Source organism: Microbacterium aurugineum (genome assembly GCF_023101205.1).
Lineage (GTDB): Bacteria > Actinomycetota > Actinomycetes > Actinomycetales > Microbacteriaceae > Microbacterium > Microbacterium aurugineum.
Map to the genome: position 1 here is coordinate 1966639 of NZ_CP078078.1, position 13175 is coordinate 1979813.

The 13175-nt window shown below is 68.6% G+C and carries 11 protein-coding genes; 1 reads left to right on the forward strand and 10 read right to left on the reverse strand.

Annotation, left to right across the window (positions count from 1 at the left end; translation table 11 throughout):
• Window positions 1-135 precede the first annotated feature (135 nt).
• The 5 genes from KV397_RS09575 to truB all read right to left on the reverse strand — a co-directional run bounded on the left by KV397_RS09575 (window position 136) and on the right by truB (window position 5173).
• Entirely contained in the window at window positions 136-2280 is a 2145-nt protein-coding gene (locus KV397_RS09575; protein WP_134353562.1) for a DEAD/DEAH box helicase, read from the reverse strand.
• 193 nt (window positions 2281-2473) lie between these two features.
• Window positions 2474-3424: a bifunctional riboflavin kinase/FAD synthetase gene (locus tag KV397_RS09580; protein ID WP_153243940.1), complete on the reverse strand. Its 951-nt coding sequence runs from the start codon at window positions 3422-3424 to the stop codon at window positions 2474-2476.
• Window positions 3421-3858: a hypothetical protein gene (locus tag KV397_RS09585; protein WP_227991603.1), complete on the reverse strand. Its 438-nt coding sequence runs from the start codon at window positions 3856-3858 to the stop codon at window positions 3421-3423. The genes KV397_RS09580 and KV397_RS09585 overlap by 4 nt, the downstream gene beginning before the upstream one ends.
• Window positions 3859-3914: 56 nt before the next feature.
• The gene (locus KV397_RS09590; RefSeq protein WP_153243939.1) at window positions 3915-4283 is read right to left on the reverse strand and encodes a hypothetical protein; all 369 of its coding nucleotides are present in this window, start codon (window positions 4281-4283) and stop codon (window positions 3915-3917) included.
• Window positions 4280-5173 (reverse strand): tRNA pseudouridine(55) synthase TruB, encoded by an 894-nt coding sequence (truB, locus tag KV397_RS09595; protein ID WP_261811164.1) that lies wholly within the window; start codon window positions 5171-5173, stop codon window positions 4280-4282. The genes KV397_RS09590 and truB overlap by 4 nt, the downstream gene beginning before the upstream one ends.
• 115 nt (window positions 5174-5288) lie before the next feature.
• Here truB and KV397_RS09600 point away from each other — a divergent pair, with 115 nt between their 5' ends.
• Complete coding sequence (locus KV397_RS09600) at window positions 5289-6167, forward strand: HhH-GPD family protein (protein ID WP_261812666.1); 879 nt, start codon at window positions 5289-5291, stop codon at window positions 6165-6167.
• 7 nt (window positions 6168-6174) lie between these two features.
• Here the strand turns inward: KV397_RS09600 and KV397_RS09605 are convergent, their stop codons facing one another.
• The 5 genes from KV397_RS09605 to nusA form a co-directional block, all read right to left on the reverse strand.
• Complete coding sequence (locus KV397_RS09605) at window positions 6175-8340, reverse strand: helix-turn-helix domain-containing protein (protein WP_261811165.1); 2166 nt, start codon at window positions 8338-8340, stop codon at window positions 6175-6177.
• 72 nt (window positions 8341-8412) lie between these two features.
• On the reverse strand, window positions 8413-8838 hold the full coding sequence (gene rbfA, locus KV397_RS09610) for a 30S ribosome-binding factor RbfA (protein WP_021199404.1): 426 nt from the start codon (window positions 8836-8838) through the stop codon (window positions 8413-8415).
• 93 nt (window positions 8839-8931) lie between these two features.
• Entirely contained in the window at window positions 8932-11673 is a 2742-nt protein-coding gene (gene infB, locus KV397_RS09615; protein ID WP_261811166.1) for a translation initiation factor IF-2, read from the reverse strand.
• A 94-nt stretch (window positions 11674-11767) separates the two neighbouring features.
• Complete coding sequence (locus tag KV397_RS09620) at window positions 11768-12022, reverse strand: YlxR family protein (protein WP_261811167.1); 255 nt, start codon at window positions 12020-12022, stop codon at window positions 11768-11770.
• Window positions 12023-12084: 62 nt separating this feature from the next.
• A complete protein-coding gene (gene nusA / locus KV397_RS09625) occupies window positions 12085-13068 on the reverse strand; it encodes a transcription termination factor NusA (protein ID WP_047522603.1) in 984 nt (327 codons plus the stop codon).
• Window positions 13069-13175: the final 107 nt, after the last annotated feature.

The window sequence follows — 13175 nt, forward strand, 5'->3', positions numbered from 1 at the left end:
CCGCGCACTCGCGCGCCATTCGACGTCGACGAAAATCCCCGATCTTGACGTGGACGATGGAGGATATCGACGGACTTCCCGGAGATGCCCGATATTCAGCGCCGAAGTGACGTTAAGAACAGCCGTTCTTGGCGCCTACGCCGCACCGAGTGCCTGCCGCAGCAGGTGCATGAGTGCTGCCAGCTGCACCGGCTCCGCGGCCGACTCCTCCACGGCCTCGCCGTCGAGCGCCCGCGCCGCGAGGCCCTGCTTCTGGTCGATCAGCTCCGCGATCTTGGTGTCGATCGTGTGCGCCGCGATGATTCGCCAGGCGGTGACCGGCTCGTCCTGCCCGATGCGGTGCACGCGGTCGATCGCCTGCGTCTGCTCGGCGGCGGTCCAGGACAACTCGGCGAGCACGACGTTCGAGGCCGCTTGCAGGTTGAGCCCGACACCGGCCGCAGTGAGCGAGCAGACCGCGATGCCCACGGAGGGGTCACCGTTGAAGTCGTCGATCGCCTGCTGTCGCGTGGTCGACGACTGGTCGCCCCGGATCGACACCGCCCGGATGCCCGCGGCGGCGAAGTGCGCCTCCGCCTGATCCATCACGTCGATGTGCTTGGCGAAGAAGACCACCTTGCCGACCGAGCGCTGAAGCTGCGCCGCGTAGTCCGCTGCGAGGGGCGCCTTGGCCTGGCCGATGCGCCTGACCATCGTGAAGACGTTGTCTCCCCCGGTGCCGGCGGCCTTCGACTCCTCGAGTTCGTTCTGAGCGACGAGACGCACGATGTCCTCGTCGATCTCGCCGGGAACCAGTCCGCGATCGCCTCGCGCCTCGATGATGCGACGGTAGCGTGCGGCGAGCCGCTCCCCCAGCTCGCGCTCGGCCTGACGGATGCCGCGTCCGAACTCGTCGTCAAGCTGCACGGGCAGGTCGGCGATCAGCTTGTCCGGGAGGTCGGCGGCGACGTCCTTCTTCTTGCGGCGCACGATGCCCATCGAGATGACGGCGTCCCGTGCCTCGGGGTAGAACGCCTTGTCGGCCGGAGTGAACCCGGTCGCGTCCAGCTTCTCCATGAGCTCGGGGCCCGGCTTCTCGCCGGTCGTCCACCCCAGGAAACGCCAGATCGCGTCGAAGTCCTCGACGTCGTTGATCAGCGGGGTTCCGGTGAGGGCCAGCATGAGCGGATCGTGCCCCGGGGTGCGCTCGCGCACCTGTGCGGCCAGCGACAGGACGTTCTGCGACCGCTGCGAGGACAGGTTCTTGATGAAGTGCGCCTCGTCGACGACCATGCCGCGCAGACCGATGGAGGCGAGCCACGACATGTGCCGGTCGAGGATCTCGTAGTTCACGATGAACACGTCGGCGAACGCATCGATGTCGTCGCCGTCTCCCTGGATCACCGTCGCACGGCGCTGCGGAGTCCAGCGTTCGACCTCGCGCGCCCAGTTCATCTTCACGACGTTGGGCACGACGACGAGCAGCGGATACGCACCCGCGACGGACGCGGCGAGCACCGACTGCGCCGTCTTGCCGAGGCCCGGCTCATCAGCGAGCAGGAAGCTGCGGTGCCCCGCCTTGACCGCCTCGAGGAATCGGGACTGGTGCACCATGACCTCGAGGCCCTTGGGCGAGATGTGGTCGAACTCCGGCGCAGGCGGGAGATCCATCGATGCGGCGGATCCGCCCGCACCCGTCTCGAAGGCCTTGTACAGCGGGCCCATGAGCTCCCAGCCGTCGAGACGACGACGCGGGGTCGCCGCCGCACGCGGCGTCAGGTCGGGGGCGAGGAACGGGTTTGCCAGCTGACGTGCCTCCACCGAGGGCGGGGTGACCTGTCGCTCCGCGATCGCCGCGGGCACGACGGAGACCTGCACGGGGGCCGCATCGGCGATGATCAGGTCTTCGGGAGCGAGCTCGGCACCGGATTCGAGCAGCCAGTCGCGACGCATGCGCTTGGCCACCGGCGACGTCGCCTGGTCTGCTTCCAGCAACTGGATGAGCGACGTGTCGCGCGCAGCGGTCTTCGCGAGGATCGTGGCGACACCGTCGAGCCGCTTGAGCAGCTCGGCGCGCGCGGGATCCCCGATCTCAGCGTCGGCCTTCACCCGCGCACGTTCTTCGCGCACGAGGAAGGCGATCACCTGGAACTTCACCCGGTTCGTCGGACCGAGCTTCCCCCGCTGAGACTTGGCCTCGATCTCACGCACCTTGCGCGCGAGGATCGGGATGAGGGGTGCCTCGTCGTCACGACGGGACGTCTTCTTTCGCCGCGTGGCGGCGGTTGCCGTGGTCGGCATGCTCCTCCTGAGCGTGAAGGCTCCGGCTTCCCCAGGAAGCCGCCAGCCGTTCTCGTTGTCCGCGTGTGGCGTGAGCCAGGACCGTACGAACAGTGGATCTTCTTCCCGTCGAGGCACGCGAGAAGCGTGAGAATCGGCGGGAGCCGTTTCCCATTCTATGTCATGGTGCTCGCGTCGCGGATATTTCGGACGATCAGGAAGCCACGTCGAGCGCGCGGGCGGCATCGGTGACGTCGGCGGCCATCTGCTCCATGAGCTTCTCGATCCCCTCGAACGCGACCATTCCGCGCAGTCGCTCGACGAACTCGACGCTGACATCGTGTCCGTAGAGATCCAGCCCGGTCTCGCCGAGCACGTGCGCCTCCACCTGGCGCACGAGGACATCATCGAAAGTGGGGTTGGTCCCGACGGAGATCGCGGAGGGGTGCCGGATACCGGTGTCATGATCCACGAGCCATCCCGCGTACACGCCGTCGGCCGGGACGAAAGCATCGACGATCGTGGAGAGGTTCGCGGTCGGGAACCCCAGCTCTCGCCCGCGCTTGAGGCCGTGGACGACCTCGCCCCGCACATCCGGGTAGCGGCCGAGCACGGTCGTCGCCGTCGCGACATCGCCCTCCATCAGCAGCTCTCGGATCCAGCTCGACGACACGCGCCGCGCGGAGCCGGGGAGGTACACGTCGTCGACGACCTCGACGGAGAAGCCGTGCTCGGGCCCGAGCACGCGCAGGAGGTCCGGCGTGCCCGCTCCCCTGTTCCCGAACCGGAAGTCCTCGCCGACGAGGACCGTGGAGACTTCGAGCGCACCGACGAGGATGTCGGTGACGAAGTCATGAGCGCTGCGGGCGGCGAGTTCCTCGTCGAAGGTGAGCACCAGAGTCGCGTCGATGCCCATCTCGCCGAGCAGTTCGAGTTTGCGCTCGACCGTGACGACGTTCTCCGGGCATCGGTCCGGACGAAGGATGGCCAGGGGGTTGCGGTCGAACGTGACCACGACGGCGCGGCTGCCACGGGCTGCAGCGGCTTCGTTCAGCCGGGCGATCACCGCTCGGTGGCCGGCATGGACGCCGTCGAACTTTCCGATGGCGACCGCGCTCGGTCCGAAGCCGTCCGGGATCTCCTCCGGACTGCGGAACACGATCACGCGTGGACCTCGACCGATCGCGGGGCGTCGACAGGTCGGTGCGTGCGCAACCACCAGACGCCGAAGATCGGGAGCACCAACGGGACGAAGAGGTACCCGCGCCCGAACAGCGACCACACCGTCTCATGTTGGAACAGCGCCGGCATCAGGACGCTGAGCAGACCCACCACGAGCACCCCGGTCAGTTCGAAGACGATCGCGATCCAGGCCACCGTGTACCAGCCGCGACGTCGGGCGAGGACGAGCGCGAGGGTCGCGAGGATGTACACGACGGCGGCGAGTGCGGACAGCGAGTACGCGAGAGGTGCCTCGTCGAAGCGGCGGACGATCTGCACGAAGCTGCGTCCGGTGGCGGCCAGCGCCATCACGGCGTAGACGATCACGAGGACGCGACCGATGCCGGTCATCCGAGTGGGGGGTGCGGTGGAGCTCATAGCGCATTCCATCCTAGAGCCGCGGGAGGCGGCCGGACTCTGCCCGAGGTCTCAGCTCATGCGATCTGGACGGACCAGATGACCTGCATGCGCCACAGCATGATCGCGATCGCGAACGCCGCGACCCCGAGGATCACGGTGCTCCACCTGCTGCGCTCCATGAGCGCCCACAGCACGGCTCCGACGGGAAGCAGTGCGGCCGACACGAGGTAGACCCAGTACTCGAGCAGGTCCCCCGTCGGCGGGTTGCCGGCGAGAGGTGCGACGATCGCGACCATCACCTGGACGATCAGGAGGAGCTCGACCAGCGCGAGTGCACCGACGCTGAAGTCGCTCGGCCGGCGCCCGATGAGCCCCGCGATGAGGCAGAAGACACCCGCCGCGACGGCCACGACGACCTGGGCGATCGTGAACCACAGGATCATCGCACGGCCTCCGGCATGTTCATCGCACTCTTCAGGTCGGCTCCCCGCTTCGCGACGATGCCGACGAGGAGCCCGTCCTCGTCGATGGCGGCTGCGATCGGTCCGTCCAGGCGCGCGGCGTGGCCGGTGAGACGTTTGCCGTGCCGCAGGTCGCGCGCTTCCTCGGCCGTCATGTCCAGAACCGGGAGAATGCGTCGGGCCGCCTGCGCCGCGGTGAGAGTGGACGCCCCCTCGAGCGCGTCGACATCCACGGCGTCGCTCACATCGAACGGGCCGACCTGCGTGCGCCGCAGCGCGGTGAGGTGCCCGCCGACGCCGAGGGCGTCCCCGAGGTCGCGAGCGAGCGAGCGGATGTAGGTGCCGGACGAGCAGTCGACGATCACATCGAGATCGAGCGCTCCGTCGCTCGGCCGGCTCGCGATGAGGTCGAACCGGGAGACGACGACTTCTCGGGCTGCCAGGACGACCTCTTCCCCGGCACGGACGCGATCGTAGGCTCGACGCCCGTCGACCTTGATGGCGGAGACGGCGCTGGGCACTTGCGAGATCTCTCCGGTGAGGGCAGCGATCCCCGCGGCGACCGCATCGTCCGTCACAGCGTCCCACGCCTCCGCAGCGGCGGTCGTGAGGATCTCGCCTTCCGCGTCATCGGTGCCCGTGGTCTGGCCCAGTCGGATCGTCGCCGTGTAGGTCTTGTCCGCGCCCACGATGTAGGTCAGGAGCCTGGTCGCTCCCTCGATCCCGATGACCAGCAGCCCGGTCGCCATCGGATCGAGCGTTCCCGCGTGACCGACCTTCCTCGTTCCGAACGCACGACGGGTGCGCGCGACGACGTCGTGACTGGTCAGCCCAGCGGGCTTGTCGACGAGGAGGATGCCGGGCGAGACCATCCCCCCAGCCTACCGAGGCCACAGCGGTCGACCGTTCGCGAGCCTCGGTCGACGGCGTCGTTCCGGGCACGGCTGCGCGCTCCCGTAGGCTGAGGGGATGCCCGGATCGCAGGCCCTGCCCGACATCGTGTCGCGCCTGTCGGACTGGTATCGGGACGCAGCGCGTGACCTGCCGTGGCGCCGGGCCGCGTTTCATGACGAGTTCGGCGCCTGGGGCGTCCTCGTGAGCGAGTTCATGCTGCAGCAGACCCCCGTCTCGCGGGTCATCCCCCACCTGGAGGCGTGGCTGGCGCGGTGGCCGACCCCGGAGGCGATGGCCGCGGCATCCACGGCGGACGTCGTGCAACAGTGGGCGAACCTGGGCTATCCGCGACGGGCGCTCTGGCTGCACCGTGCCGCGGTGGAGATCACGGAGCGGCACGACGGCATCGTTCCCCGCGATGTCGACGCGCTCCTCGCGCTCTCCGGCATCGGCGACTACACCGCCCGAGCGGTCGCCGTGTTCTCCTACGGAGACCGGCACCCGGTGGTCGATACGAACACGCGTCGCGTTCTGGCGAGGGCGATCGACGGCCGCGCCCACCCCGCGCCGCCGTCTCGTCGTGACCTCGCACTGATGGAATCCCTGCTCCCGGCTTCGGTGCCCGAGTCCGTGGTCTTCAACGCCGCGGCGATGGAACTGGGCGCCACGGTCTGCACCGCTCGAGCTCCGCGCTGCGAGCAGTGTCCTCTCTCCGCGTCCTGCGCCTGGCTCGTCGCGGGCCGCCCCGACACCGGGGATGACCGACGACGCCAGGCATCGTACGAGGGATCGGACCGTCAGGCCCGCGGCCTCGTGCTGCGCCTTCTGCGGCAGGCGGCCCCCGACCCGGTGCCGCTGGTCGCCGTCCTGCCCGACTGGCCGGACTCGCCTCAGCGCGATCGCGCGATCGACTCGCTCATCGCCGACGGGCTCGCCGAGGCCGACGGCGAAGCCCTCTCGCTGCCTCGGTGACGACGCTTCAGAGGTGATGATCGGTGCGGTGTGCGAGCACCGTGAGCTCGACGCGGCTGCGGACGCCGAACTTCGTGAAGATCCACCCGAGGTGCACTTCGACCGTGCGGACCGACACGTTCAGCATCTCGGCGATGTCCCTGTTCGGGGATCCACCGACGGCGAGCATCGCCACCTCGAGCTCCCGTGCGGTGAGCGCAAGCGACCATGCGGCGCGACACGCGGAGAGCGGATCGGCCGCCGGAACGATGCTCCCCTCCCTGGCGTCGAGCCGGTCGATGCGGTCGCGGATGGACCGCGCCCACGCGGTCGCTCCCGAGACCTCGAAAAGACGCTCGGCACGGTGGAGGTGCACCCTGGCCGCCGCATGATCATCGTGGATCGCGTGCTGGGTTCCGAGCATGGTCTCCACTCTGGCTCGCGTGAACGGAGAGGCGAGCGTGCGTGCGGCCTCCGTCACGGCATCACGCTCCGAACGCCACCGAGCGTCCCCGGCCGTCGCGATGCGCACGCGCAGCCGCTGCGCGAGCGCGATCTCCGGCGGCTCGATCGAGCCGACCGTCATCGGGCGTGCCTCCACCGTGAGAGCGAGTTCGTCGATCGCCGGCACCGACATCGCGGTCCGCGGTGACCCGAGCTCGGCCCAGAGTCGAAGCGTGGCGGCGGCATCGTGGAAAGCGCCGGCGAGAAGCGACTGGATGCCCCGATCGACGAGCACATCGATCCGTGCCCCGTTCGGCAGGGCTGCCGTGAGTGAAAGCGAGAACGGACCGAGTTCGCCGAGCACGGCGAGATCGAGACGGCGCGCGAGGACAACGCCCAATCCCGCGAACGGTAAGGCGACCGGCAGCACGAGCGCGGCCTGGATCAGTCGTTCCCGCGCGAGGCCGATGTCGCCTCGCCACGCGAGCAGCAGGACGTCGACGACCCGGCGGTACGCCTGGATGATCGGGCTGTACTCGTAGCCGGGAACCAGAGGGTCCGGCGCGGAGCCGATCGCCGAGTCGTCTTTGGCGAGGAGACGTCGCGCTCGATCGATGTCACCGTGCAACGCTGCGCGCAGGGCACTCAGCATCCCCCCGCTCACCGGACCGGACCCCGCGACCTCATCGACGTCACGGTCTCCGGCGATGAGCCAGCTGAGGGCGATCGCCGGATCCCGCAGTTCGCGCTCCGCACCGGTGCGAGCTGCCCCCTCGCGGAGCGCATCGAGCCACACCCGCATCCCCCGCCGGTCACCTCGCTCAGCGCACATCACTGCCACGAGTGCGCTCGCGCGCGTCCAATGTCGCCAGTCCTCCGGGTCATCCGTCTCCGGACGCAGCGAACTCGGATCGATCTCGGGCACCGCCCCCTGCGCGAGCGTCTGGGCGACGAGGAGTGCGCCGAGGCCTCGCGAACGCCGGGGGTCGGAAGTCTCGGAGTACAGCGCGTTCAACCATGCCGAGGCCTCGGATACGAAGCCGGCTGCGAGCGCCGACGTGCCTGCGACCAGACGCGCGTCGTCTCGATCGCTTGCGGTGGCGTGGTCCGAAGCCTCGCGCGCGAGCAGCAATGCGCGCTCGGGATGGCCCGCGTCACTGAGTTGCCCGGCGATGTCGATGAGCTCGGGAGCAGCCGCAGGGTCGCCTTCCAGGGACGCCCGCGCATGATGCCAGTTCGCGCGCACCTGGTCGCCGCGCGCGCGGAAGACAGTGCTCAACCGCTCGTGGACGACCGCCGTGGTCGCGGCCGAGGAGGTGGCTCTGATCCAGATCGACAGGCGGGCGTCGACGAAACGAACACGACCGGCATGCACGCGGAGGCGGTCGCCCACCGGAGCGGCCGCAACCTCTGATGCGGTTCTCCCGTCGAACGCGAGCAGAGGTTCGAGGTCATCCTCCAGCGACACCGAGAGTGCGAGGAGCAACTGCCGGTCACGCGATTCGAGTTCCACGGTGTCGAACCTGCGGGCGATCGACGGGACCAACGGGAGCGGTGACGGCAACGGACGGTGTCCGTGTCTTTGCTCGGGCGTCAGACTCTCGACGACTTCGCGGACCGTGGGGGCATGCGCGTCGAGATCGACGGCGAGACCGGCGAGCACATGCGGTGCGCATGCGATATCCCGTTCGAGAAGCTCCTCGAGGATGATTCCCACCACCGCGGGCGCGACGAATCGCCCCCGCGCCATGCTCCGACCCACGATGCCGCCCCCCAGCTTCGCGGGATCTGGTCCCGCGAAGCTGAGCGTATCAAACGGCGATCACTCCGCGTCGTCGTCCGTGCGGTACGGGTCGGCGTCGCCGGCATGCGATGCCGAGGACGCGAGCTTCGCGACGTCCGCATCCCGCTGCTGGGCTTCGCGGAGCAGCGCACCGATGTGATCCGCGTTCTCCGGAAGCGCGTCGGGGATGAACTCGAGCGTCGGCACGAGCCTGGTGCTGAGCTGCCGCCCGACCTCGCTGCGCAGCATTCCGGTGGCCGAGGTGAGCGCGGCACCGCTGGAGATGCGCTCTTCCTCCGTGCCGAGCACCGTGTAGAACACCGACGCGTGCTGAAGGTCTCCGCTCACGCGGACGTCGGTGATCGTGACGAAGCCGAGGCGCGGGTCACGCAGCCCCTTCTCCAGTCGTTCAGCGAGGATCACGCGGATGCGATCCGCGAGCCGAGCCTGTCGTTCGCCTGCCATTGTTCTCTCCCTGTACGGAAACCTCAGGGCGTCCCCCGCTCCGCGCCCCGAGGGGAGCGGTGCGACGGACGCCCGAGAGGTTGTTCGAATCGATCAGCCGCGAGGCTTCTCGACGAGCTCGGTCGTCTCGATCTCATCACCGATCTGGATGTCGTTGTACTTGCCGAGGCCGATACCGGCCTCGTAATCCGTACGGACTTCGGTGACGTCGTCCTTGAACCGGCGCAGCGACTCGATGGCGAGGCCATCCGCGACCACGACGCCGTCGCGGATGACGCGAGCCTTGGCGTTGCGGGTGATCGTTCCCGATCGCACGATGACACCGGCGATGTTGCCGAACTTCGAGGAGCGGAACACCTCGCGGATCTCGGCCACACCCGACTGGACCTCTTCGAACTCCGGCTTGAGCATGCCCTTGAGCGAGCTCTCGATCTCGTCGATCGCGTTGTAGATGACGGAGTAGAAGCGGATGTCCACGCCCTCACGGGAGGCACGCTCGCGCGCCTTCGTGTCGGGGCGGACGTTGAAGCCCACGATGATCGCGTTGTCGATCGTCGCCAGGTTCACGTCGGACTCGGTGATCGCACCGACACCGCGGTGGATGATGCGCAGCTGCACCGAGTCGTCGACCTCGATCTTGAGCAACGACTCCTCGAGCGCTTCGACGGCACCGGAGACGTCACCCTTGATGATGAGGTTGAGCGACTCGACCTTGCCCTCTTCGAGAGCACGGGTGAAGTCTTCGAGCGAGATGCGCTTGCGGGCCTTGGCCAGCTGGGCGTTGCGCTCGACCGCTTCACGCTTCTCAGCGATCTGGCGAGCCATGCGGTCTTCCTCGGTCACGATGAAGACGTCACCGGCACGCGGCACGGAGTTCAGACCCTGCACCTGCACCGGACGCGACGGGTAGGCCTCGAGGACCTGCTCGCCGTTCTCGTCCGCCATGGCACGCACACGGCCGTACGCCGTACCTGCGACGATCGCGTCGCCGACCCGGAGCGTTCCGGACTGGATGAGCACCGTGGCGACCGAACCGCGGCCCTTGTCGAGCTTCGCCTCGATGGCGACACCACGAGCGGCCTTGTTCGGGTTGGCGGTCAGGTCGAGACCGGCGTCTGCGGTGAGCAGCACGGCGTCCAGGAGTTCCTGGATGCCGGTACCGGCACGTGCGGACACGTCGACGAACATGACATCTCCACCGAACTCCTCGGCGACCAGGCCGTACTCGGTCAGCTGCTGACGCACCTTGGAGGGGTTGGCGTCGGGCTTGTCGACCTTGTTCACCGCGACCACGATCGGCACGTTCGCCGCCTGCGCGTGGTTCAGCGCCTCGACCGTCTGCGGCATGATGCCGTCGTCGGCTGCGACCACGAGGATCGCGAGGTCGGTGACCTGCGCACCACGGGCACGCATGGCGGTGAACGCCTCGTGACCCGGGGTGTCGATGAACGTGATGGCGCGCTCGATGTTCTCGTGCTCGGTCCAGACCTGGTAGGCACCGATGTGCTGGGTGATGCCACCGGCTTCACCCTCGATGACGTTGGTCTGACGGATCGCGTCGAGCAGTCGCGTCTTACCGTGGTCGACGTGACCCATGACGGTGACCACCGGCGGACGGATCTCGAGGTCGTCCTCGCTCTCCGCCTCCAGCTCGGCCTCGAGGTCGAGACCGAAGCCCTCGAGGAGCTCCTTGTCCTCGTCCTCGGGCGAGACCATCTGGATCTTGTAGCCGAGCTCGGCCCCCAGGACCTCGAAGGTCGCCTCATCCAGGGACTCGGTGGCCGTGGCCATCTCGCCGAGGTTGAAGAGGATGGTGACGAGGGTTCCCGGCTGAACCGTGTAACCGGTCAGCGTCTCGATCTTGTCGGCGAAGTCCGCGATCGACGCGCCGCGGCGCATGCGGATGGTCTCTCCGTTGCCGCGGGTGACGTTGACGCCACCGACGACCGGAGCACTCCGCATCTCGAACTCTTGCCGCTTCGCCCGCCGCGACTTGCGCTGCTTGCTCTTTCCGCCACCCTTGCCGAAGGCACCTGCGGTGCCGCCACCGGGACCACGGCCTCGGCCGCCGCCCCCACCGGGACGACCAGCGAAACCGCCGCCGGGACGCGCGCCGGGACCACCGGCACCGCCGGGTCCGCCGCCGCCGGGACGACCGGGACCGCCGGAGCGCTGCTGGAACGGAGCACCCGGACGACCACCCTGACCGCCACGAGGAGCGCCGGGACGCGGCGAACCGGGACGCGGGGCACCCGGACGGGGTGCGCCGGGACGCGGAGCCTGCGGACGCGGGATGTTGCCCGGGGTCGGGCGCTGGCCCATGCCCTGAGCGGATGCGAAGGGGTTGTTGCCCGGACGGGGTCCGGCGGGGCGCTGACCCATCCCCTGCGCAGAGGAGAACGGGTTGTTGCCGGGACGCGGAGCCCCGGGAGTCGGTGCGCCGCCCTCAGCAGGCTTCGCCGCCTCGGGAGTCGCTGCAGCCGGAGCCTCTGCCGCGGGGGCAGGCGCCGGAGCGGAGGGCGCGGGAGCCGCGGGGGCCGGGGCCTCCGGGGCAGGCTTGGGACCGGGCTTGGGCCCCGGGGTCGGTGCCGGCTTGGCACCGGGCTTGACGGCGGGCTTCGCCGCAGCGGGCTTCGCGGCGGGAGCGGCGTCAGCCGCTGCCTTGAGCGAACCGTCGGCCTCGATCGCCGCACGCAGCTTGCGCGCCACCGGCGGTTCGATGGTCGAAGACGGGCTCTTCACGAACTCGCCGAGTTCCTTGAGCTTTGCAAGTGCGACCTTGCTGTCGACGCCGAGTTCGGCGGCGATCTCATGTACGCGTGGTTTACCAGCCACAATTCTCCTGTCTGAGTCGGTCCACCCAGACAGGGCAGACCACTAGTCGCGGACGGGTCTCATTTCGAGCCGTTCACTTTGTTTCCATAGCTGTTCAGCCTTTGTTTCTTGGTGGATGCTGTTCGAAGTTCCGCGTGTCCAGCTGAGTGGTCACGCGCAGTGCTCGTCCGAATGCGCGGCGCCGCAGAGCGGCATCCATGCATTCGCGTGTCTGATGGACCCACGCGCCTCGCCCCGGCAGGACAGCACTCTCATCGACGATGAGGGTGTCGTTCTGGGACACCACCCTGAGGAGGGCGGAGCGGGGAGCACGCGTGCGACAACCGACGCACGTTCGTACGGGTTCCATCTTACACCTGCGTTTCGCCCCGCCCTGCCCGTACGCGGGGCGAGCCGGGAGTCCGGAGCCGTTCAGTCGAGGATGCTGTCCGGCTGGATGTCGATCTTCGCACCCGTGAGCTTGGCGGCCAGACGCGCGTTCTGACCCTCCTTGCCGATCGCGAGCGACAGCTGATAGTCGGGGACCAGCGCACGGACGGCCTTGGTTCCCGCGTCGAGCACGAACGAGCTCGTGACCTTCGCCGGCGAGAGCGCATGGGCGACGAAGACCGGAAGGTCGGCGTCGTAGTCGACGATGTCGATCTTCTCCCCCGCGAGCTCCTCCGTGACCGCGCGTACGCGCCGTCCGAGTTCGCCGATGCACGCACCCTTGGCGTTGATCGACGGATCATTCGCCTTCACCGCGATCTTGGTGCGGTGTCCGGCTTCACGGGCCAGAGCCACGATCTCGACGAGACCGGCTGCGATCTCCGGAACCTCGAGGGCGAAGAGCTTGCGCACGAGTCCCGGATGCGTGCGCGAGACCGTGATCTGCGGGCCCTTGAGCCCCTTGGCGACGCTCGTCACGTACACACGCAGGCGCGACCCGTGCGTGTACTCCTCGCCCGGCACCTGCTCCTCGGGGGGCAGGATGGCTTCGACGGCGCCGAGATCGATGTGGATCATGCGCGGATTCGGACCCTGCTGCACCACGCCGGCGACGATGTCGCCTTCCTTGTCCTTGAAGTCACCGAGCACCACGTCGTCGGCGATGTCCCGCAGACGCTGGCTGATGACCTGCTTCGCCGCGAAGGCCGCGATGCGTCCGAAGTCGTCGGGGGTGGCGTCTTCCTCGCCGATGACGGCGCCTTCCTCATCCCGGACGACCTGGAGGACGGCGACGTGCCCGGTCTTGCGGTCCAGGTCGACGCGGACGCCCTCGGGGGTCACACCGTCCTCGGACACGTGCTTGGAGTATGCGGTCAGGATCGCCTGCTCGATGATCGCGACGAGTTCGTCGAACGGGATCGCCTTCTCCTTCTCGATCCCTCGCAGAAGACTCAGTTCGATGTCCATGACGGCCTCTCTATTCAGCTCTCGTCGCGCCTGTTCGCACGCGCGACATCCGTACCACGATACCCTGTGCCGACCGGCCCCTGCCACGGCGGCAGCGGAGGCGGCCG